Consider the following 22,100-nt stretch of genomic DNA (forward strand, 5'->3'; position numbering starts at 1 on the left):
TATTTTTGGCGTCCTAAGAAAGCGTGACTGTTAAATTTGGTCAAACGGACTTGGCGCCATTTAATTCGATTATTCTACAAAAATAACAGATAAAAATTGCAATTGAAATTACTACAAAGGGTTTTTATTATTTTCATTGGAATAGTATTTCCATTGAGCAGCTTCGGGTTTGTTAATCTGACTAATGATTATGGTAATTATCAACCGGTTACAAAGTGGAATACTGAGGCTGTTTCACATTTATTGGAATATAAAATATCTGAAAAAGATACTTTGTTAAAAGTTTCGTCGGATACTTTAGTGTCTGATTCTGTTAAAAAGGAGAAAAAAGCTTTTTTTGAAGCAACTATCGAATACAATTCTGATGATACAATTGTTTTTTCCCTTACCGGACAAAAGGTGTTTTTAACTAAGAATGCTTTTGTAAAATATGGTGAGATTGAGTTAAGAGCATACTACATCGAGCTTGACCTGGAAAAGAAAGAAGCTTTTGCTTACGGGATAAAAGATTCAACCGGAACATTTATCGATACTCCTGAGTTTAAAGATGGTGCTGAAGAATTTACATGTAAGGAGCTTAAATACAATTTTGACACAGGCAAGGGGTTGGTGAATGAAATTATTACCGAGCAGGAAGGTGGATTCGTTCATTCTGAAATTACCAAGCGTATTGATGACAAAACTTTTTATCTTAGAAATGGAAAATATACGACCTGTGATCATCCTCATCCGCATTTTTATGTGAAAATGACAAAAGCTAAGATGATTAAGGATGATAAAATTGTTTCAGGGCCTCTTTATCTGGTGTTGGAAGATGTGCCTTTGCCTATCGGTTTGCCTTTTGCTATGTTTCCTTTTAGTTCTTCCTATTCATCAGGAATTATTGTTCCTAGTTATGGAGAAGAGCAGCGAAGAGGATTCAATCTTCGCGGAGGAGGTTATTATTGGGCGATTAATGAATATCTGGATTTGGCAGTGACTGGTGATATTTTCGCCAACGGATCGTGGGGTGGATATATGGAATCGAGTTATAAAAAGAGATACCGGTTCAATGGCCGGGTTGCTGCAGAATATCATTCCAATACTTATGGTGATAAGGGGTTGGCCGATTTTTCGGAGTCGACCGATTTCGCGATTCGTTGGAATCATACTCAAGATGCGAAGGCCAATCCGTATCGAACATTTTCTGCTTCGGTTAACTTTTCTACCAGTAATAATGATAGAAACAACTCACAATCAATACAGAAAATTACAAATAACCAGAAGCAATCAAGTATTTCATACAGTAAAAAATGGGCAGACAGTCCGTTTAGTTTGAATGCCAGTTTTCGTCACTCTCAGAATAGCAGAGATACTTCTATTTCACTTACCTTGCCCAGTATGTCATTAAATATGACACAAATTTACCCGTTTCGGGTAAAAGGGAAAAGTACCAATTTGAAATGGTATGATAAGGTGGGAGTGAGCTATTCTTCAAAATTGGAAAATAGAATCAATACGAAGGAAAAAAAACTGATGAGTTCTTCATTGGTTAAAGATTGGCAAAATGGTTATCAACATAGTATTCCAATTAGTACGAACTTTAAATTAACGAAAGATCTTACTCTTTCGCCAACATTAAATTATCAAGGTGTTTTGTATTCTAAATCGGTCAAGAAAAGCTGGGATGCCACCTTAAAGGATGGAGAAGGTGGTGTTCGAACGGATACGATTCAGGGTTTTAAATATGCACACAATTATTCAACCAGTGCCTCGCTTTCCTTAAGTCCGAAAATTTATGGAATGTATACGTTTAAGGAAAGCTCAAAATTAGCAGCTATCAGACACGTAATGACTCCAAGTATTAGTGTGAGTTATACGCCTGAAATTGGTATTCCCAGAAGTAAATATTACAAAACTTACCGAAACGAAGCTACTGATAAAGATGTTGAATATTCAATATTTGAGGGGAGTGTGTATGGAACTCCAACAGGAGCACAGGAATCGGGAAGTATTAGTTTTGGTTTGGATAATAATGTTGAGGCAAAAATGCGTACGGCAAATGATTCAACCGGAACAGAAGAATTTAAAAAGGTAAAGATTATTGAGAGCTTGAAATTTTCTACCTCATATAATATGTTTGCAGATTCATTGAACTGGTCTTACATTCAAATGTCGGGAAGAACCAAGCTTTTTAATCAAAAATTGGATTTAAGTGTACGTTCAACCGTCGATCCGTATAAACTTAATGCAAATAATATTAGAATTAATGAGTTTGGCCCACGATTAACCAATGCTTCTATCGATTTGGGCTTTAGATTGTCGTCAAAAGACCTGAAGGGAGATAGTGGGAAGGACAAAAAAGATGATAAGTCTGCTGAACCTTGGAGAGATACCCGATATGTTGATTTTGATATTCCCTGGTCGTTCTCTATTGATTACGGTTGGACTTATTCGAAACCAACATCAAGAAGTACAGTTGGACAGAGAATGGGTGTGAATGGAAATTTTAGTTTAACACCAAAGTGGAAGGTTAGTTTTTCATCTGGATATGATTTTACAGCAAAAGAAGTAACCTCTTCTCAATTCACGATTACCCGTGACCTGCACTGTTGGCAAATGTCTTTCAATACCATACCATTTGGGGCGTATCAATCCTATAACTTCCGAATTAATGTGGAATCTTCAATTTTGGCAGATTTAAAATACGAAAAGAAACAGGCTTGGCAGGATGTGAATTTTTAACGCTAAAATTTATTAATATTATTAGACCAGTATGTTTTCATGCTGGTTTTTTTATGCCTGATTGAGAATCCAATTTTTAAGAATCTCTTTGCCATACTGTGTCATGATGGATTCAGGATGAAACTGAACACCGCATAAATCGAATTTTTTGTGGCGGATGGCCATGATCACATCCTGTTCGTCCCTTGCCGTAATACGAAGGCATTCAGGGAAATTATTTTTCGATAATGTCCAGGAATGATACCTGCCCGAATCGAACTGAGAAGGAATATTCTTAAACAGAAGTTCGTTGTCGTCGGCAATTAATGTAGTTTTTGGAACACCGTGAACAATTTCTTTCAGATTGATTAATTCAGCACCAAAGTATTCGCCAATGTATTGCATACCCAGACAAACGCCAAGTATTGGTTTTGAATTGGCATATTGATCCAATATTTCACCCATTACTTTTACTTCTCTTGGTAGTCCGGGGCCGGGAGAAAAAATAAGTTTGTCGCATTTTGTTATTTGTTTCCAGTCTATATCATCATTTCGCATAACAATTACCTGTTCACAAAACTGCTCAACGATATGAACCAAATTGTAGGTAAAAGAGTCGTAATTATCTATGATTACTATTCTCATTTAAGCTTTTTATTTTAACTTTGATGTCGCAAAATAAGCGAATTTTTTACAAACACTAAGAGTAAACAAAATGAAAAAAACTATTAATTCAGAAAAGGCACCAAAAGCAATCGGACCATACAGCCAGGCTGTCGAAGCTAACGGAACACTTTACATTTCAGGTCAGCTTCCTGTTGATGTTGCAACAGGAAAATTTGTAGAAGGCGGTGTTAAGGAGCAAACCGAACAGGTAATGAAAAATATCGGTTATATTTTAGAAGAAGCAGGCTATACCTACAAGGATGTTGTTAAATCGACATGCTTATTGAGTGACATTTCTGGTTTTGCTGAAATGAATGCCGTTTATGGCGAATTTTACAAAGAAGAATGTCCTGCCCGTGCTGCTTTTGCAGTTAAGGATCTTCCTTTGGGAGCATTAATTGAAATAGAAACTATTGCGGTGAAATAAATTCATAGAAGAGTAAAATATGTAAAGGCTGCTAATCGTAGGATTGGCAGCCTTTTTTTTGTCTGTTTATGGGGTGCTACTCATATCGTAAAGATTTAACCGGATCTAATTTTGTTGCGTGGTAGGAATGGATAAATACAGTTGCTGTTACCACGATTCCGGCAATTAGGAAAGACAGAGCAAATATCCACCAATGAATTTCTGTTCGTGCCGAATAATCGCTTAACCATTCAGTCATGGTATAGAATGTTATTGGAATGGAGATGACCGAGGCTATTACTACATAAAGAATATTGATCCGTAAAAAGGAGAAAATGATAATCGTGTCGGAACATCCCAAAACCTTTTTTATACCGATTTCTTTAGTGCGGCTTTGAGCTATAAAAAGCGTTAATCCAAACAGGCCGAAAGAGGCAATTAGCATCGTGAAAAAGGCAAATATGCTCACGATACTATATCTGCTTTTTTCTTCAGAATAAAATCCTTCAATAATTTCTTCAACCGTTGAGTAGGAAAATGCCTGTTCGGGGGCAATTTTTCTCCACGATTTTTCAAGTTGAGGAATGAGTTTTTTTGCCGATCCATCTTTGTAATAAACTGCTATTTGTTTAAGATATTTCTCTGTTAAAGCGATTTTCAAAGGAGGAATGTCGGAGCGAAAAGAGTGAAGGTAAAAGTCGTTCACCACACCAACAATGGTCTGTTCTCCAATTTTTTTTCCGATAGGATCTTTTATTCCAAGAGCTTTCACTGCCACTTCATTTAGGATGCATGAATTTGCAAGATCACTTCCGTAATCAGTGGAGAAGTAACGGCCTTCAGTAAGGGAAATGCCCATGGTTTTTAGAAAACCAAAATCAATAAGCATTTGCTCTACTTCCACCTTTTTTTCCTGATCTTCATGATGAGCAAGCATCATTGCACTAAAGCTATACGTGGGAAGGCCACTTTAAGCTCCGGATGCCATAATCACATTAGGATTGGCTTGTATTTCGTTTAAGAATGGAGTGTAGTTTTCTCTGTCTTTGATATCTATTAGTAAGACATTCTTATTGTGAAAGCCGGGATTCTTTTCTAAAGAATATTGATATTGAGCCCGAATAACCAGGGCACTAGCAACAAAGAAGCAAAAAATAACCAACTGAAATATGATTAGGCCTGACCGGACAAAGTTCTTCTTTTTGCCTGTCATATTCTTATCTTTTAAAATATTCAAAATAGTTAGTTTTGATAATCCAACGGAAGTGTAAAGACCCGAAATAATTCCGATTAAAACAGTTAAGATGAAGTAGGATAAGATGTAATATAAAATGTTCGCTTCGATAATGGGCAAATTGGTTTGAAAAAGTTCTTCGGCGTAGGGTAAGCCCAGAATCATAAATACAATTGCAAGTGGTAATACAATTATTGTGAGCACAATAGATTCTGTAAGAAGCTGATACTTTATCTGATTGTCTTTAGCGCCAAATGTTTTTCGGATGCCAATCTCTTTTGATCTGCCGGATGAAACGGCTGTTGAGAGGATGATGTAGTTGATCATGGCTATCAATACAATTAGTAGAGCAATGGCCGAAAATATTTTAATACTGTTCCAGTTTCCCTGTATGCTGTTGTTCATCACTTTTTCTGATCTCAAATAAACATCCGATAAATTTTGTAAAGAATAGTGATATGCAGGATTCTCGCCCATGTGCTTATTTTCAAGAATAGAGAACTGACTGTCAATCAGGGAGGTATTGCTTTCGGAAATCAAGCGCACCCATGTGTGCCAGCCATTTTGATCCCAATTTGTTTCAGCATTAGTTGTTCCAAAGTGTTTATTCGCATATGTAATCGTAAATGAATTATTTATCAGGCATTCTGCTTTGAAGGTTGAGTTTTGGGGGATGTCTTCAAATACGGCTGTTACTGTTAATACGTGTTCTTCTTTGTTGATACTTGCAGTAATTTCTTTCCCAATTGCATTTGTCCCCGAAAATAATTTTTCGGACAGGTTTCGTGATAGGCAAATCGCATTTTTATCTTCCAGCAATGCCTTCGTGGTATTGCCATTAATTAGAGGAAGTGTGAAAATGTTAAACACTTCGGAGCTACTCGCTACTGCATTGTTTACTAGAATATCCTCTCCTTTGTACTGAATGGTAAAATCTCTAATGTTTTTGGTGTTAATTGCATGTTCTACCTGTGGAAATTCTTCCTTTAAAGTAGAAGCTAAAATAAAAGGAGTTCTGGTTAAAGTGCGGTCGAATGCATTGTAAAAGTTGAGAACTCTGTAAACTGATTTTCTGTTTTTGTGACAGTTGTTGTAGTTAAGTTCATTAATGACAAAAAGAATAATAATGAAGGAAGCAGCTAAGGCTATGGATAGTCCGAGGGTGTTAATTCCTGTGAACACATAATTTTGTTTTAGGTTCCTAAGGGCTGATTTTATATAGTTTTTGAGCATTAATGGTTAGGGTTTTGGGTTTTGTTTTCTTCGATCTATCAATATAATTATAATATTATGATTTTCCACTAAGGATTTAGTTGGTTTTTATTGTTAGTACTAAAAACTTTCTAAGTAACGTGGTATGAGTCAGTATTTGGTGTTTCGATGAAATCTTACGACTCAATTAATTAGCTTGTTGTAAATAGCGAGTACTATGGCTAATTCAGATTTCTAGTTGGAATTTTATAATAAATTCAAATGATTCGTTAAGCAGTAATTTATATATACCCTTGTGGTTTTTACACAATGATAAGTATTGTAATTCTCTGTTAATGATGCTATTGTATGTAATTTTGTTGAAGAACAAACCGAACAGATCATGAAAAACAATGGTTATATATTTGGAAGAGCTTATACTTTTAAAGGTGTTGTTAAATCAACCTGTTTCTTGTGTGAGATCTTTGTTTTTTCGGGGAAGTTTAGGCGGGCATATAATTTGTTTGAATCCAAACTGTTTTCAATTCATTGTGTGTGTTGTAAAGTATTGGTTTTGTGCATCGTTTCGCAATCCATTGCGAATTATTTAAAATTCATATGAATAGTATTGATGTGTTCTAGAATAGTATTAAATATCTGATATCTAAAACATAAATTCTGAGATTTGTATGACTAAAGGTCAAAGGGGCAGAAGCTCTTGGTTGATTGATACAGATAACACAAGGAGGATAATATGGATGTCTTTAAGCCTGTTTATACGGAGCAAAACGATTGTCAGGATTGTTACAAATGCATAAGGGAATGTAAATTGAAAGCCATTAAGGTGGTTAATAATTCAGCTCAGATTCTTCACGATGATTGTATTTACTGCGGAACCTGTACCTTAATTTGCCCGGTAAATGCCAAGAAAGTTCGCAGCGATGTAAATAAAGTAAAGGGTTTATTGAAGCGCAATCAAAAAGTAATTGTTTCATTGGCACCATCATTTGTTACCGAATTTCCAAATTTGTCCGACGTGCAAATTGCAGCATCTTTAAAATCATTGGGATTTGCACATGTGTCTGAAACTGCATTGGGAGCTCAGGAGGTCTCAAAAAAAGTGTCTGAATTTATCGGAAAACAGGATAAAGGAATTTATATTTCTTCGGCATGTCCATCGGTTGTTGAGATGATCTGTAAACATTATCCAAAATATAAAAATTACATAACCCCGTTTTTATCACCACTTTTAACCCATTCCAAATACCTTAAAAACCGGTATGGAGATGATACTCATGTTGTTTTTATTGGCCCTTGTATCGCAAAAAAAGCCGAGAGTGATCAGTTTCCTGAATTGTTGGATGCGGCACTCACATTTTCGGATTTAAGGAAATGGTTCGAAGAAGAAAATATCGATCCTTATTTATTTTCGGAGGACGAGAAAGAAGAGGTTTTTGTTCCGGGAAAAGCAGGAAGAGGCGTACTTTACCCAATAGATGGAGGAATGATAATGGGCGTGAAGAACAATACCACCGCAACCGATGCTGTTTATATGACTTTCTCCGGAATTACCAACATTCAATCCGTTTTAGTTGATCTGGATAAGTACAAGAAATCGAATGTGATGTTTTTGGAACTTTTGGCCTGCGATGGCGGTTGTGTTAATGGACCGGGAACCAGTAAGTCCTATTCAACTGCGATTAAACGTTTAGAGGTAATCAATAAGCTTGGTAAAGAGCAGGCTTATCAGTTGGAAACTGATTTTTCAATTGAAAGAACTTTTGATTCTATTCTCCCAATAGAGCGAAGAGAACATGCTGAGAGTAATATAAAAGAAGCACTAACCATGGTTGGGAAGTACTCCGATAAAGATGAAATTAATTGTGGCGGTTGTGGTTACAACAGCTGCAGGGAGTTTGCAGGAGCACTGCTTGAAGATCGGTCGGAGCCAAACATGTGTGTATCCTACATGCGAAAAATTGCGCATGATAAATCATCAGCACTTTTGCGTAAAATTCCTTCGGGAGTTGTAATTGTCAACGAGCAATTGAAAATTATAGAGGCGAATCTTAGTTTTTCCAGAATGATGGGAGCCGAGATTGAACAATTGTATGAAACAGTTCCCGGTTTAGTGGATGCTGATTTGCATAAAATTGCTCCTTTTTACAAGTTGTTTTCATCGGCACTTTCAACGGGTGTTGATAATTTGGAGAAAGATATTCGTTTTGGTAACAAAATGTTTCACATTACACTTTTCAGTATTCATAAAAATAAAATAGTAGGAGCTATTCTTCGGGACATGTCGCAACCTTTTATTCAACGCGAAGAAGTGATATCGAGAGCAAAATCTGTAAACCAAAAAAATCTGGAAACAGTGCAGAAAATTGCTTACTTACTTGGAGAGAATGCCTCGGAAACAGAGGAAATGCTGAACTCTATCGTCGAATTTTACAGTCTCTCACAAGATTAACAGTCATATATGTCATCCAATTTTTACATAGAAGTAGAATGCCAGCAGAAGAACTTTAATGGTCAGTCCATTTGTGGTGATGTGTTTATGTCGCGGAAAATAAAAGAGGAGGGACGAACAGTTCTTGTTTTATCAGACGGATTAGGAAGTGGTGTTAAAGCGAATGTGCTGGGTACACTCACGGCATCGATGATTCTGAACTACATGAAGGTGAATAAGGATATTCGTAAAGCGGCCGAAGTAATTATGAAAACTCTTCCGGTTTGCAGCAAACGAAAAGCAAGTTATTCTACTTTTACCATTGTTGAAATTGAATGCGATGGTGAGACCCGGATTATTCGATATGATAGTCCTGAATGCCTTATTTTGCGTGGATTGGAAAGTTTTGTCCCCGATTGTGAAGAGTTAAGTCTTACGGGTGATCGCAATGAAGGAAAAGTACTGTATTCATATCGGTTTATGGCTCAGAAAGAAGACAGGATTGTATTCTGCTCCGATGGAGTTACCAATTCGGGAATGGGAAGTACGCGATTGCCATTTGGCTGGGGCTTGGATAATCTGGATGCGTATGTAAAAGGATTGATTCGCAGACAGCCATTTATATCTGCCCGGCAATTGGGTGCTTCGGTTGTTGACCGGGCCTGTGCTAATTATGGAAATAAACCTAAAGATGATACTTCATGCGGGGTACTCTATTTTCGGGAACCACGAAATTTATTAATATGTACGGGACCTCCCTACGAAAAATCGAAGGATGTGCAGTTGGCAAAACAAGTTGTGGAATTTGTGGGTAAGAAGGTGGTTTGCGGGGGCACAACAGCCGGGATTATCTCTCGTGAAATTCAGGTTCCAATTGAGGTTGAATTAACAATTACTGATTCGGAATTGCCGCCAATATCACATATTAATGGTATTGATTTGGTTACCGAGGGCATTTTAACTTTGGGCAAAGTATATCGCTTACTTAAAAATTACAAACAAAATTCATCATTGCGACAAGGTCCGGCGGATCTGCTGGTTCGGGTTTTATTGGAAAGTGATAAAATTTTTATTATCAATGGAACAAAGATAAATGTTGCGCATCAGGATCCTAATTTACCAATGGAATTAGAGATACGCAGAACCGTTGTAAAGAATATTGTTGCTCTACTGGAGGAAAAGTTTTTAAAAGAAGTAGATCTTAGTTATATTTAAAATGAAATATAACCCATATTAAACATGGGGTATTGTTGATTGAATTTCCATTTGGTGGGTAGTCTTGTTGGTGAATTGGAAGAAAGTAACAATCCTCATGAAACAGATCATAAAGACAATTACTAAATGGCCGAAAAAATCGAAATTACCATTTGCTTGGGAAGTTCTTGTTTTTCAAGAGGTAACGGGAAATCTTTAAAAGCGATTAATACCTTTTTGGAAGAAAATAAATTGAAAGACAAGGTGTTCTTTCATGGTGAATTGTGTACAGGAAATTGTGCCAAAGGACCTATTTTAAAAATTGGAGATGAACTGCACGAGGAAGTCGATCCGGATAGTGTCGTTGAAATATTAAACGGTGTTTTTGGGCTCGTTTAATTAAGTCTCTCAATCCTAAAAAACTCATTATGCCATTAATTGTAACCAATAAGAACAAGTGTAATCTTAGTTATACGTGTATTCGGGTTTGTCCTGCCAAAGCAATTAAAATAAAGGATGATTTTGCAAACATCATTAAAAGCAGATGTATTGGTTGTGGAAATTGTGTTACTGTTTGTGCTCAAAATGCGATAGAATATAGAAGTTCGGAAGATTTGGTTAAGCAATTGTTAGCTGATACCGAGCCTGTAGTTGCCATATGTGATCCAAGTATTTCAGGTGAGTTTGATGATATTCTGGACTTTCGGAATTTTGTTGGTATGATTAGGGCTTTGGGTTTTGATTACGTTGTTGAAGCTGCTTTTGGTGCAGATTTGGTGGCCTACCGCTACAAGGAACTGTTCGCAAATTTCCATGGGAAGTATTATATCTCAACAAAATGTCCGGCTCTGGTAAATAATATTGAGAATTTTCATCCCGGATTAGTTGATAATCTGGCCCCAATTGTACCGCCTGGTATTGCCATGGCAAAAGTGGTACGAAAAAAGTATGGCAAAAATGTTAAGATTGTTTCTTTATCGCCTTGCGTTGCCAGTAAAGATGATGTGAAAGCATTTAATGGAACTGACGGAAGTGTTCATGCAGTTTTAAGTTTTGCCGAATTAAGAAAGCTGTTTACAGAGTACGGAGTTTCGGAAAACTCAGTTGAATTCTCAGAGTTTGATCCTCCATTCGCTCGTTTAGGAGGTTTATTTCCAATTAGTCATGGTCTGTTTCAGGCTGCAGATATCGATATATCCATGCTGAATGGTGGGATTATTAGTACTGAGGGAAGAAACAATTTTTTGAGGTCGATCAATGAGTTTAAAACTCAGCATGATCTGAACCAGCATCTTGATTTATTTTATTGCGAAGGTTGTATTATGGGACCTGGAACTTCGCCGGGAGGGCGAAAATTCTCTCGTCGGTCTCAAGTAATTCGTTACGTGCGCAAAAGGTTAAAAACTCTTGATGAGATTAAATGGCAGAAAGAAATTGATGAATACAGTGATCTTGATTTAACCCGGGGATTTAAATCGAAAGGAAGGGAGCTTCCTGTTCCTACAGAAGAAGAGATATTGGAAGTATTGGTGGAGATGGGAAAAGGAAAAATTGAAGACCAATTAGGTTGTGGTTCCTGTGGTTATGAGTCTTGCAGGGAGTTTGCGATTGCAAAATGTCAGGGGCTGGCCAATTATGAGATGTGTTCTTCCTTTACAATTAAAAATATGAACAGCTATATTAAAGAGCTGGGAAATACAAATGCGCAGTTAACTAAAACAAAAGCGGCATTAAAGGAATCGGAAAGAATTGCCAACGAAGAAAGAATTATAGCGCAGGAAGCTTCAGAAACGGTGTCGGCCATGTTACAGAAACTTCCTTCGGGAGTTGTAATTGTCGACGAAAGGCTGAAAGTAATTGAGTCGAATAAAACTTTCGTTGATTTATTGGGTGAAGAGACCCGAATGCTGAATGAAATTATTCCCGGATTAGTTGATGCAGATTTAACAAAATTGATCAGTTTTCATAAATTCTTTTCCACAGTAATTTTGAATGGAGAGGATATCTTAAACAAGGATGTACATTTTGGAAACAGGTTGTTCAATGTTTCGGTTTTTACCATTAAAAAAAATAAGATTGTTGGTGGTATTATTCGCGATTTATACGCTCCTGAAGTAAGGAGAGAAGAGGTTATTGGCCGAGCAAGAGCGGTTATTAAAGAGAATCTTCAAACAGTGCAGCAAATTGCCTTTTTATTGGGTGAGAGTGCTTCCAAAACGGAAAAATTACTAAGCTCGATCATTAAATCCCATGCTTCAGGGGAAGAAGGGAAAGGCGAATAATGGACGAGAAATTTCATATAGATATTGACTGTCAGCAACTCTTTCATCATGGTGAAATGATTTGCGGTGATGTGTTTCTCTCGAAGAGAATTAAAGAGGAAAACAGGACAATTGCTGTGTTGAGTGATGGCATGGGAAGTGGAGTGAAGGCCAATGTGCTGGCAACATTGACTGCATCAATGGCGATGAATTTTACAGCAGAACACAAAGATGTAAAAACCATTGCCGAAATTATCATGAACACGCTTCCTGTTTGCAGCGTTCGAAAAGTAAGCTATTCAACCTTCACCATAATTGATATTGAATTTGATGGAACAACACGTATCATTGAGTTTGATAATCCCTTGTGTGTGGTGATGCGTGGTTCTGAGGTTTTCGATCCGGGATGGAGGACAATTCTGCTTGACAGTGAAGAAAATCAAGGAAAAGAACTTAGAACCTGTGAATTTACTGCCCGAAAAGAAGACCGTATTCTGTTTTGGTCCGATGGAATTATGCAGTCGGGAATGGGAAGCAGGGAATTGCCTTTTGGATGGGGACATGAAAGTGCTTTAAAATTTGTCACCAATATTGTAAAATCGACCCCTTACATATCTGCCCGTAATTTGGGCATGCAGTTAGTGAAAAAAGCGGCCAGAAACGATCAGGATGAGCTAAAGGACGATACAAGTGCCGGTGTAATCTATTATCGGGAACCGCGTAAACTTTTAATTTGCACGGGTCCTCCTTACGAAAAGGATAAGGATGCTGAGCTGGCCATGAGAGTGTATCATTTTAAAGGGAAAAAAATTATTTGCGGAGGAACAACGGCCGAAATTTTGGGTCGCGAATTAAATTTAAAATTTGCCGCCGGAATGAAAATTACGGATCCGGAACTTCCGCCGGCATCTTATATGGAAAGTATAAATTTGGTTACCGAAGGCATTTTAACGATTGGAAAAGTTGCCCGGATTCTTGGGGATTACAATAGTGATTATGATTTGGGAGACGGGCCTGCTGATCAGATAGTTCACTATCTTTTACAGAGTGATAAAATCTCAATTATTTCCGGAACAAGAATTAATTTTGCTCATCAGGATCCCAGTTTACCTATTGAATTGGAGATCAGAAGAACAGTTGTAAAAAGAATAGTTAGTCTTCTTGAGGATAAATTTTTAAAAGATGTTACTCTAACCTTTATTTAGCTCAGGTGTGTTCTGATTAAATGTAAACAGAAAGTAAGTCTAATAATTTTTGACTTGGTATTGGTTTGGCAATATAATCATCACAACCGGCGTTCAGACTCTTAACCCGGTCTTCGGACATTGCATATGCTGTTTGCGAAATTATTGGAATTTTTGGATTTTGTTTCTTGATGATTTTTGTTGCCTCAAAACCGTTCATGAGTGGCATTTGAATGTCCATTAATATTAAGTCAACCTTATTGCAGTTGAACATTTCAATAGCATCCTCCCCGTTTTTTGCCCAGAGAACTTCAGCCCCTGTTTTTCGGATTACCTCTTCCAAAAAAAGAAAATTGGATTCTACATCTTCTGCAATAAGAATGGTTTTTGAGGACCAATTACGTTCGATTAAATTCATGAGGTATAGTTTGGTGCGCTAAATTGGTTTTTGACTTAATTCAAATTTATATAAAATTATTAGCATTCAAAAGAAGATGCTCTATATAGAATCCCTTTAAAAAGACAGTTGGTTAAATATTTATTTTGAATTACCAAAAAATGATATCAAGTGACTATCATATTTGTTTTCATACGATTTACTGTCGTGTTTGAAATAGATTTGGTGAAACAGATTAGGTCATACCGATTGTTTGTCGGTAATAGGTTGACATTTCTTTCTTAATTGCTATTTTTGATAATTATTGATTGAAATATACCTGCATGATCTCTAAATTTATTCGATTCGGGCTATTTATTAGCTTAACTCTTTTTTGGGTTTCCTCCAAGGCTCAAATCTCTTATGGTGGTGAACCTTTATTTAAAAAAGGAAAGTTAAAGTCGGAATTGTCAACCATTTATTTGCCTCGTTTCGAGATGGCAACAATGAGTAAGGCATATGAACAGGTTGAAGGTAAAAGTTACCTGAAACATGCACAGTATGCTTATCAATATACAACAAGCTACAATGCTTTAAATTCAGGTAAATGGCAAGTTTTAAGCGATGGCAGAAGAGTCTGGCGGATATCCATTTCGTCGCCGGGAGCATATTCTTTAGGATTGATTTTTTCTAAATTTAGAATTCCGGCCGGCAGCCAGATGTTTGTGTACAATAATCAATCGAACCGGATACTTGGAGCATACAATGAAAAAAACAATAAAGAATCGGGCAGGTTTTCGGTTGAACCTTTGCAGGGAGATGAAATAACTGTAGAATATATAGAACCTTTGCATCCTGATTTTATTGCGGATTTAGAAATTGGAAGTGTGCTGCATGACTATAAAAATATTTTTAATCAGCTGCAAGGAGCCGAATCCCGGCTAAAATCATCAGGAACCTGTAATGTAAATATTAATTGTGCGGAAGGAGATGAATGGCAGGTTGAAAAGCACTCAGTCTGCCATATTTTGTATAGTGGTTACATTGCGTCGGGTGCCCTGATAAATAATACCGGCTATGATGGACGGCCTTTTTTACTGACAGCCCATCATGCTGTAAATAGTCAGGAAGATGCAGATGTTGCCATTTTTGTTTTTAATTATGAAGCTGTAGATTGTGAATCCTCTGTTGGTTCAAAATCTCAATCTATTTCAGGATCGAGTTTGCTGGCTACAACAAGCAGGTTGGATTTTACGCTTTTAGAACTTTCAGTAATACCGCCTGCGTCGTATTCTCCTTATTATGCTGGTTGGGATAGATCAGGCCGGGTACCCATAAACACAACCTGCATTCATCACCCCAATGGAGACGTAAAAAAGATATCTGTGGATTTTGATTCTCCAATAACGGATTCGTATTCAGATACTAAATTTACATTTGATGTGAATACACATTGGTGTATTTTGGAGTGGGATATTGGTACTACAGAAGGTGGATCTTCCGGATCACCTTTATTTGATGAAAACCATCGCTTAATTGGAGATTTAACAGGAGGAGTGGCTGATTGTGAAGATCCAGTATACGATTACTTTGCAAAATTTTCAGAAAGTTGGGCCAATTATTCCGAGGCGAATCAGCAATTGAAATTTTGGTTGGACCCATTGAATTTAGGTTTGGAAACACTTGATGGTGTTGATCCATACAAAGGACTAAGAGCCGTTATTACTGCTTCTCAGGATAGTATCTGTTATGAATCTCAGGTTACCTTTGCAGATGGTTCATTAGGTGAACCAGATGAATTTTATTGGAATTTTGGTGATGGAGCTACTCCTCAAACTTCAATAGGAAAAGGACCTCATGTTGTGAGTTACAGTAGCCCGGGTCGTAAACAAGTGAAATTAATCGTGCGAAAGAATGGTGTTACTGATAGTGTTGTTCGTTCTGTTTTGGCCATGGATGTTCCTGTGGCAAATTTTGATTATACGGTTGATTTGAATAAGGTTCAAATGACTAATACATCGGTTGAAGGGATGACCTACAATTGGAATTTTGGTGACGGAGCAGTTTCAGAGGAGGAAAGTCCAAGTCATACTTATGCCGGAACAGGAAAATATACCATAAAACTTAGTGCTGAAAATTTGTGTGGTATAAATTCAACATCAAAAGAAATAACAACCACCTATAATGATTTATTAAAGATTTATCCAAATCCATCCGATGGTGCTTTTACGGTTGATTTAAGCCAAATAATTTACTTGCGAACCACTTGGACGGTATATGATACAAAAGGATCTCAAATTCGCTCAGGAGTTGTTTCCAGCTATGAAAGTATGATTAATTTTAATCTGAATGGATTGTCTTCAGGAGTCTATATCTTAAACTTGAATATTGACGGTGTTGATTTGAAAAGAAAACTCCTGCTGACAAAGTAAAAGATAGTCTCATTCTATTTTTTAAGCAATAGAATGAGAACTAATGTTGTTATTTTTCAATTTTTTGAAAAGATGTTACAATTCCTTTGATTAATGCAGACGAAAACCCTTGATGTTCCATCTCATTTAACCCTACAATTGTACAACCTTTTGGTGTAGTAACCTTGTCAATTTCCGATTCAGGATGATCATTATTAATTTGGAGCATTTCAGCAGCTCCTTTTACTGTTTGAGATACTATTTGTTTGGCAGTATTGGCATCAAAACCAATTTGAATTCCACCTTGAATCATTGCACGGATAAAACGGAACACAAAAGCAATTCCACAAGCACCTAAAATGGTGGCCGCCTCCATTAGTTCTTCATTAATAATCAGGCTTTCTCCAACACAATCGAAAACAGCTTTAATGTTTTTTGTTTCTTCCTGAGAAGCATTTTTGCTGCAAATACAGGTTGTTGATTCAGATATATTGGCTGCAATATTCGGCATAGCTCTAAAAACCGGTATTTTATGATCCAGCATTTCTGAAATTTCTTCGGTTGTCAGTCCGGTTGCAAGAGAAACAAGTACATGTTTTCCTTCAATGATTTCGCTTTTAATCTCGTTAATTATTTTACCAACATTATAAGGTTTTACGGCAACTAAAATAATATTGGAATTTCTAACAGCTTCACAGTTATCCGATGTAATTGCGGCTCCCTCTGTTGCTAAATCCGCTATTAAATCAGTATTTCTTCTTGTTGCGGTTACATGACCCGAGTTAAAAGTATCATTATTCAAAAGTCCTTTAACAATTGATCGACCTAAATTACCACAACCAATAACGCAAATTTTTTGATCATTCATATTCATTCATATTTGTCTAATGCCACGATTTAACTATAAGTTAATTAAATCCATATAAAACCGGGCTTAAAATATTTGTAAGAAAATAAGGAGGTGTGTATAATTTTTATTCGTGCATAAAAGTACAATTTTTTTTGAAATCAGAAGAATGAAAAATTTCATCTGATACTAATTCACTATACCAGTATATTACTGCAATAAGTTGCTTATTAATAGTTGATTATGTGTTTTTTTTGATGCTTTAAATTCAATATCCTGTAGAGCCCTATTTTCTTTTTGGATATTTGTTTTGAATTTTAAAAATAAACCATATTTTTGCTAAAACGATTTAGTAAACCGATTTAGCAAAACCGAAAACCTTTGAAAAAGAAATCAATTAAAGATATTGCCCAGGATTTAGGAGTTTCAAAAACTACTGTCTCATTTGTTTTAAATAAAAAAGGAGATGAAAAGAACATCAGTAAAAAAACTCAAAAAGTAATATTGGATTACATCGAAGAGGTAGGCTATCAGCCGAATCAAATTGCGAAGAGTTTAAAGAATGGTACTACTAATACTATTGGTTATCTGGTTCCTGATATTTCGAATCCATTTTATGCTAAAATCGGACGGATGATTGAAGATTTGCTTTGGGAAAAAGGATATCATTTACTAATTGGGAGTACCGATGAGAAAAAAGAGAAAGAGGAGTTATTGCTTAATATGTTTGTGAACAGGCAGGTTGATGGATTAATTATTGCGTCTTGTTTTATAAAAGGAGATGTTTTAAAATCTCTTTCCAGGCAAAATTTCCCAATGGTTTTTTTCGATCGGGAAGACCCTGAATTTTTAGCCAATTATATTTTGGTTGAAAACAAAAATCCGATGAAGGAAGCCATTCAGAAAACAATAGATAAAGGAGCAAAAAAAATTGGTCTGTTGTCAATTACACCTGATGTTTATTCATTAAAACTGAGGATAGATGGGTACAAGCAGGCATTAACAGATAATGCTTTGGAATATGATGAAAATTTACTTCGAATTGTAGATTACAATCATATTAAAGAAAGTGCTCAAAAAGAATTGAAATACTTGATTGAAGCTGGGGTTGATGTAGTTGTTTTTACCAATAATCAGATTACTGCTACGGCTATTTGGTTAATGAATATGCATTATCCTGAAAAGGTAAAAGAAATCACCTTTGTGAGTTTCGATAATCTGGACATTTTTGATTATTCGATGCCTAGAGTAATTTCTATTGCACAACCTATAATGAGTATTGCCAGGCAATCTGTAGATATTCTGGAGGAAGTAATTAAAAACAAAGAAAGTAAGAATACAAGAATAGAATTGAAACCTAAATTAATAGAACGTTAATAATAAGAGTCGACAATGAAGAATAATTATCTAAAATCAGGGCCAATTTTTTTGGCATTCTTGTGCATGGGATTTGGTGATGTTGTAGGGCCGCTTACAAGTCAGTTACAAAGCGAATATGAGTTGAGTAACGTTTTGGCTGGATTGGTAACCTTTATGGGGTTTATCATGTTTGGTTTGCTTTCCGTTCCAATGGGATTGTATCAGGATAGAAAAGGAAAAAAACGAGTATTGCTTCTTGGTATGCTGGCAGCGCTAGTAGGTTTAGTCTTACCTATATTAGGCAATTTCTCATCATTTGGATTGTTATTAGGATCATTATTGCTGTTAGGAACAGGTGCTACTTTGCTGCAGGTTGCAGGTAATCCAATTATGAGAGATGTATCACCTGAAGGAAAATATTCAAGAAATTTATCGTTCGGACAGTTTATTAAGGCAATCGGTTCTTTGTCGGGTGCTTTAATTCCATTGTTGGCTGCTAAGTATTGGGGATTGGACTGGAAACTTTTGTTCCCAATTTATTCCGGTATTCTTTTAGTTGCAGCAATTTATTTATATGTTGTTACTATTGAAGAGAAAAAAGATGATTCAGCATCTCCTGCTTCATTTGGATCGGTACTTGCGTTGTTGAAAAATCCATATGTTTTCTTTATGGTTTTAGCCATTTTCTTATATGTTGGTTCAGAGGTAAGTATGAGTGCTAAGCTGCCAAACTATTTATCCGAAAAATTTAATTTTGACATTAAGGAACTAGGTTTGTGGGGAACCTTATTTTTCTTCATTGCTTTAATGACCGGTCGCTTTTTGGGAGGCGTAATTTTGAATTGGATGTCTCCTTCAAGATTTTTGAAAATTACAACTCTTTTATCTTTAATTGGGATTGCCGGACTTTATATTGCAACAAGTTCGATAATGGGATTTGCTGCAATATTTTTAATTGGATTGGGATTTGCTAATATTTTCCCATTGGTATTTTCAATAGCAATTGATGCAATGCCTGAGAGAAGTAACGAAATTTCAGGTTTGATGGTGACAGCTATTATTGGAGGTGCAATTGTACCTGTAATATTTGGAGCTGTAGCAGATGTTTTCTCACTTATGGGTGGTTTTGTTGTTACGCTGGTGTGTATTGGTTACATTTTTGGATTGTCGTTTTACAAAAGAAAGTAAGAAAGCATATGAATATTTGGAATGATAAAAGAGTTGTGATGACTCTTGATGCAGGAGGAACAAATTTTGTTTTTTCGGCAATGAAAAGCGGAGAAGAAGTAGTTGAACCAATTCGTAAGCCGTCAAATGCAGATCAACTTGATTTGTGTTTAAAAACAATTATTGACGGATTTCAGGAAGTTATGAATCTGCTTGCAGAGAAACCTGTTGCAATTAGTTTTGCATTTCCGGGACCTGCCGATTACAAAAATGGAATCATTGGTGATTTGCCAAATCTTCCTGCATTTAGAGGAGGCGTTGCCTTAGGACCAATGCTCGAAGAGAAATTCTCAATACCGGTTTTTATTAATAATGACGGTGATTTATTTGCTTATGGCGAAGCCTTGGGAGGCGTATTGCCAGCTATCAATAAACGTTTGGAAGAAGAAAATAGTCCTAAGCGTTATCGAAATTTAATTGGCGTAACACTTGGTACCGGATTTGGAGGCGGATTAGTGCACAATAATGAATTATTTACTGGCGATAATTCGATTGCAACTGAGGTTTGGTTAACCAGTTCAAGAGTTTTTCCTGATCGTTTTGCTGAAGAGGGAATAAGTACCCGGGCTATCCAAAGAACATTTCTGGAAAACGCAAAAGGTAAGTATTCAGATGAATTGATGCCAAAAGATGTTTATGATGTGGCAGTTGACAATAATCATCCAGATCAAAAAGCAGCTCTAAAGGCATTTGAACTGTTTGGAACATGTTTAGGAGATAGTTTGGCTAATCTTTTAACCATTACCGATGGTATTGCTGTTATTGGTGGAGGTTTAACCGGCGCTCATGATTTATATATGCCTGCAGCTTTGAAAGAGATGAATGGAAATTGCTTCACTGCAGGTGGAGAATCTCTTCCTCGTTTGGTACAAAAGATCTACAATATTGATAACGATGAAGAATTTAAAGAATTTGCTTCAGATTGTTCAATAGATATACAAATACCAGGAACAGACAAAATGATTAAATATGATTCAAATCCTCGTTTAGCAGTTTGTTTCAGCAAGCTTGGAGCAAGTAAAGCGATTGCAATCGGAGCATACGCATTTGCATTGAAAAATTTGAAATAATAATTTTCATTGAAATCATGGAGAGAAGAACTTTTTTAAGAAATTCAATTTTGTTTTCCGGAGGAATTGCACTGACAGGGCTTGGTGCAGTTGCATCCCCTAAAGGCTTAAGTTACGTTTCAAATCGACCAGCAAAAAACAAAAGGAATTTTGTTAGTTCTTCTGTCGATGAGATGATTGATCAAATAAAGGAGAAAATTTCTAATCCGGAATTGTCGTGGATGTTTGAAAATTGTTTTCCAAATACATTGGACACTACAGTTCAGTATTCTGAAGAATCAGGTAAACCAGATACTTTTGTAATTACGGGCGATATAAATGCCATGTGGCTGCGGGATTCAACAGCTCAGGTATGGCCATATTTATCATTGGTTCCCGAAGATGAAAAATTAAAAAACTTGTTTAAAGGTTTAATCAACCGACAAACAAAATGTGTTTTGATTGATCCATATGCAAATGCTTTTAATAAGGGAGATGAAGGGAGTCACTGGGAAAGTGATTATACAGAAATGAAAGCTGAGTTGCATGAACGAAAATGGGAAATAGATTCTCTTTGTTATACCATTCGTTTAGCGTATCACTATTGGAAAACTTCGGGTGATGACAGCTGTTTTGATGCGAAATGGGAAGAGGCTGCTGAATTAATTGTTAAAACATTTAAAGAGCAACAACGAAAAGAGGATAGAGGTCCGTATTCTTTTCAAAGAAAAACAAGAAAGCCTTATGACACATTACCGGATGGAGGCTATGGTAACCCTGTGAATCCTGTTGGATTAATTGTTTCTTCATTTCGACCATCTGATGATGCAACCCTTTTGCCGTTTTTGATTCCTTCTAATTATTTTGCTGTAGTTTCGTTAAAACAATTGGCTGAGATTGCAACTTATTTAGGTTTGCAAACTAAATTGGCTGAAGAGACCTTGAAGCTTGCAAATGAAGTAGATGAAGCGCTTGCAAAGTATGCTGTTTCGGATCATTTAAATTATGGTAATATATTGGCATTTGAGGTTGATGGCTTTGGAAATAAGCTGTTTATGGATGATGCAAATATTCCAAGTTTGCTGTCTCTTCCTTATTTGGGAGCAATGGAAACGACTGATTCTCTTTATCAAAACACCCGAAAGTTTGTTTTGAGCGCAAATAATCCGTGGTTTTACAAAGGGAAATATGCGGAAGGAATCGGAGGTCCACATGTTGGTGCTGATATGATTTGGCCCATGAGTATTGTGATGCGGGCGATGACTTCTGATGATGAACAGGAAATTATCAGCTGCATGCAAATGCTGATTAATACTCATGCAGAAACAGGGTTTATGCATGAAACATTTCATAAAAATAATCCTGAAAATTTCACAAGATCATGGTTTGCCTGGGCAAATACATTATTTGGAGAATTAATAGTTAAGTTGTTTCATGAGAGACCTACTATTTTGGAAATTGTATAGGCTGAAATGTAATAAATAATGCTGTTTCATGATTAGTAGTTTGTAAAATGGAACAACATATAGTAAGATTTTGCAGT

Annotated in this window: 17 protein-coding genes; 12 read left to right on the forward strand and 5 right to left on the reverse strand. The window is 36.3% G+C overall.

The features are described from left to right. The first annotated feature begins 102 nt into the window (after nt 1-102). A complete protein-coding gene (locus tag GQR60_RS10035; RefSeq protein WP_124992789.1) occupies nt 103-2,724 on the forward strand; it encodes a putative LPS assembly protein LptD in 2,622 nt (873 codons plus the stop codon). Between the two features lie 51 nt (nt 2,725-2,775). Here GQR60_RS10035 and GQR60_RS10040 read toward each other — a convergent pair whose 3' ends face one another. Then, nucleotides 2,776-3,348: an anthranilate synthase component II gene (locus tag GQR60_RS10040; protein WP_124992790.1), complete on the reverse strand. Its 573-nt coding sequence runs from the start codon at nt 3,346-3,348 to the stop codon at nt 2,776-2,778. Between the two features lie 70 nt (nt 3,349-3,418). Here GQR60_RS10040 and GQR60_RS10045 point away from each other — a divergent pair, with 70 nt between their 5' ends. After that, a complete protein-coding gene (locus tag GQR60_RS10045; RefSeq protein ID WP_124992791.1) occupies nt 3,419-3,796 on the forward strand; it encodes a RidA family protein in 378 nt (125 codons plus the stop codon). Between the two features lie 76 nt (nt 3,797-3,872). Here GQR60_RS10045 and GQR60_RS10050 read toward each other — a convergent pair whose 3' ends face one another. Together GQR60_RS10050 and GQR60_RS10055 are read right to left on the reverse strand one after the other, a co-directional pair. Next, nucleotides 3,873-4,715: an ABC transporter permease gene (locus GQR60_RS10050; RefSeq protein ID WP_124992792.1), complete on the reverse strand. Its 843-nt coding sequence runs from the start codon at nt 4,713-4,715 to the stop codon at nt 3,873-3,875. Between the two features lie 30 nt (nt 4,716-4,745). Further along, entirely contained in the window at nt 4,746-6,191 is a 1,446-nt protein-coding gene (locus tag GQR60_RS10055) for an ABC transporter permease (RefSeq protein ID WP_160463453.1), read from the reverse strand. Between the two features lie 763 nt (nt 6,192-6,954). Here GQR60_RS10055 and GQR60_RS10060 point away from each other — a divergent pair. The 5 genes from GQR60_RS10060 to GQR60_RS10080 all read left to right on the forward strand — a co-directional run bounded on the left by GQR60_RS10060 (nt 6,955) and on the right by GQR60_RS10080 (nt 13,309). After that, on the forward strand, nt 6,955-8,670 hold the full coding sequence (locus GQR60_RS10060) for a [Fe-Fe] hydrogenase large subunit C-terminal domain-containing protein (protein WP_124992794.1): 1,716 nt from the start codon (nt 6,955-6,957) through the stop codon (nt 8,668-8,670). A gap of 9 nt (nt 8,671-8,679) precedes the next feature. Continuing rightward, nucleotides 8,680-9,864 carry a SpoIIE family protein phosphatase gene (locus tag GQR60_RS10065; RefSeq protein WP_124992795.1) on the forward strand — a complete coding sequence of 395 codons (1,185 nt, stop codon included), beginning with the start codon at nt 8,680-8,682 and terminating at the stop codon, nt 9,862-9,864. Between the two features lie 126 nt (nt 9,865-9,990). Beyond that, a complete protein-coding gene (locus GQR60_RS10070; protein ID WP_124992796.1) occupies nt 9,991-10,242 on the forward strand; it encodes an NAD(P)H-dependent oxidoreductase subunit E in 252 nt (83 codons plus the stop codon). Nucleotides 10,243-10,271: 29 nt separating this feature from the next. Then, nucleotides 10,272-12,125: a [Fe-Fe] hydrogenase large subunit C-terminal domain-containing protein gene (locus GQR60_RS10075; RefSeq protein WP_124992797.1), complete on the forward strand. Its 1,854-nt coding sequence runs from the start codon at nt 10,272-10,274 to the stop codon at nt 12,123-12,125. Then, nucleotides 12,125-13,309: a SpoIIE family protein phosphatase gene (locus GQR60_RS10080; RefSeq protein WP_124992798.1), complete on the forward strand. Its 1,185-nt coding sequence runs from the start codon at nt 12,125-12,127 to the stop codon at nt 13,307-13,309. The genes GQR60_RS10075 and GQR60_RS10080 overlap by 1 nt, the downstream gene beginning before the upstream one ends. A gap of 16 nt (nt 13,310-13,325) precedes the next feature. Here the strand turns inward: GQR60_RS10080 and GQR60_RS10085 are convergent, their stop codons facing one another. Beyond that, complete coding sequence (locus GQR60_RS10085; RefSeq protein ID WP_124992799.1) at nt 13,326-13,706, reverse strand: response regulator; 381 nt, start codon at nt 13,704-13,706, stop codon at nt 13,326-13,328. Between the two features lie 302 nt (nt 13,707-14,008). On the opposite strand from GQR60_RS10085, the gene GQR60_RS10090 reads away from it, so the two are divergent. Next, nucleotides 14,009-16,096, forward strand: coding sequence for a PKD domain-containing protein (locus GQR60_RS10090; RefSeq protein WP_124992800.1), 2,088 nt, complete (start codon nt 14,009-14,011; stop codon nt 16,094-16,096). 49 nt (nt 16,097-16,145) lie between these two features. Here GQR60_RS10090 and proC read toward each other — a convergent pair whose 3' ends face one another. After that, the gene (gene proC, locus GQR60_RS10095) at nt 16,146-16,943 is read right to left on the reverse strand and encodes a pyrroline-5-carboxylate reductase (RefSeq protein ID WP_124992801.1); all 798 of its coding nucleotides are present in this window, start codon (nt 16,941-16,943) and stop codon (nt 16,146-16,148) included. 360 nt (nt 16,944-17,303) lie between these two features. Between proC and GQR60_RS10100 the strand changes: the two genes are divergently transcribed. The 4 genes from GQR60_RS10100 to GQR60_RS10115 are packed head-to-tail and all read left to right on the forward strand — an operon-like array spanning nt 17,304 to nt 22,023. Further along, nucleotides 17,304-18,299 (forward strand): LacI family DNA-binding transcriptional regulator, encoded by a 996-nt coding sequence (locus tag GQR60_RS10100; protein WP_124992802.1) that lies wholly within the window; start codon nt 17,304-17,306, stop codon nt 18,297-18,299. Nucleotides 18,300-18,314: 15 nt separating this feature from the next. Beyond that, the gene (locus tag GQR60_RS10105) at nt 18,315-19,469 is read left to right on the forward strand and encodes an MFS transporter (RefSeq protein ID WP_124992803.1); all 1,155 of its coding nucleotides are present in this window, start codon (nt 18,315-18,317) and stop codon (nt 19,467-19,469) included. Between the two features lie 8 nt (nt 19,470-19,477). After that, on the forward strand, nt 19,478-20,578 hold the full coding sequence (locus tag GQR60_RS10110) for an ROK family protein (RefSeq protein WP_124992804.1): 1,101 nt from the start codon (nt 19,478-19,480) through the stop codon (nt 20,576-20,578). 17 nt (nt 20,579-20,595) lie between these two features. Beyond that, the gene (locus tag GQR60_RS10115; RefSeq protein WP_124992805.1) at nt 20,596-22,023 is read left to right on the forward strand and encodes a glycoside hydrolase family 125 protein; all 1,428 of its coding nucleotides are present in this window, start codon (nt 20,596-20,598) and stop codon (nt 22,021-22,023) included. Nucleotides 22,024-22,100 lie beyond the last annotated feature (77 nt).

The sequence above is a fragment of the Labilibaculum euxinicum genome, assembly GCF_009795715.1.
GTDB lineage: Bacteria > Bacteroidota > Bacteroidia > Bacteroidales > Marinifilaceae > Labilibaculum > Labilibaculum euxinus.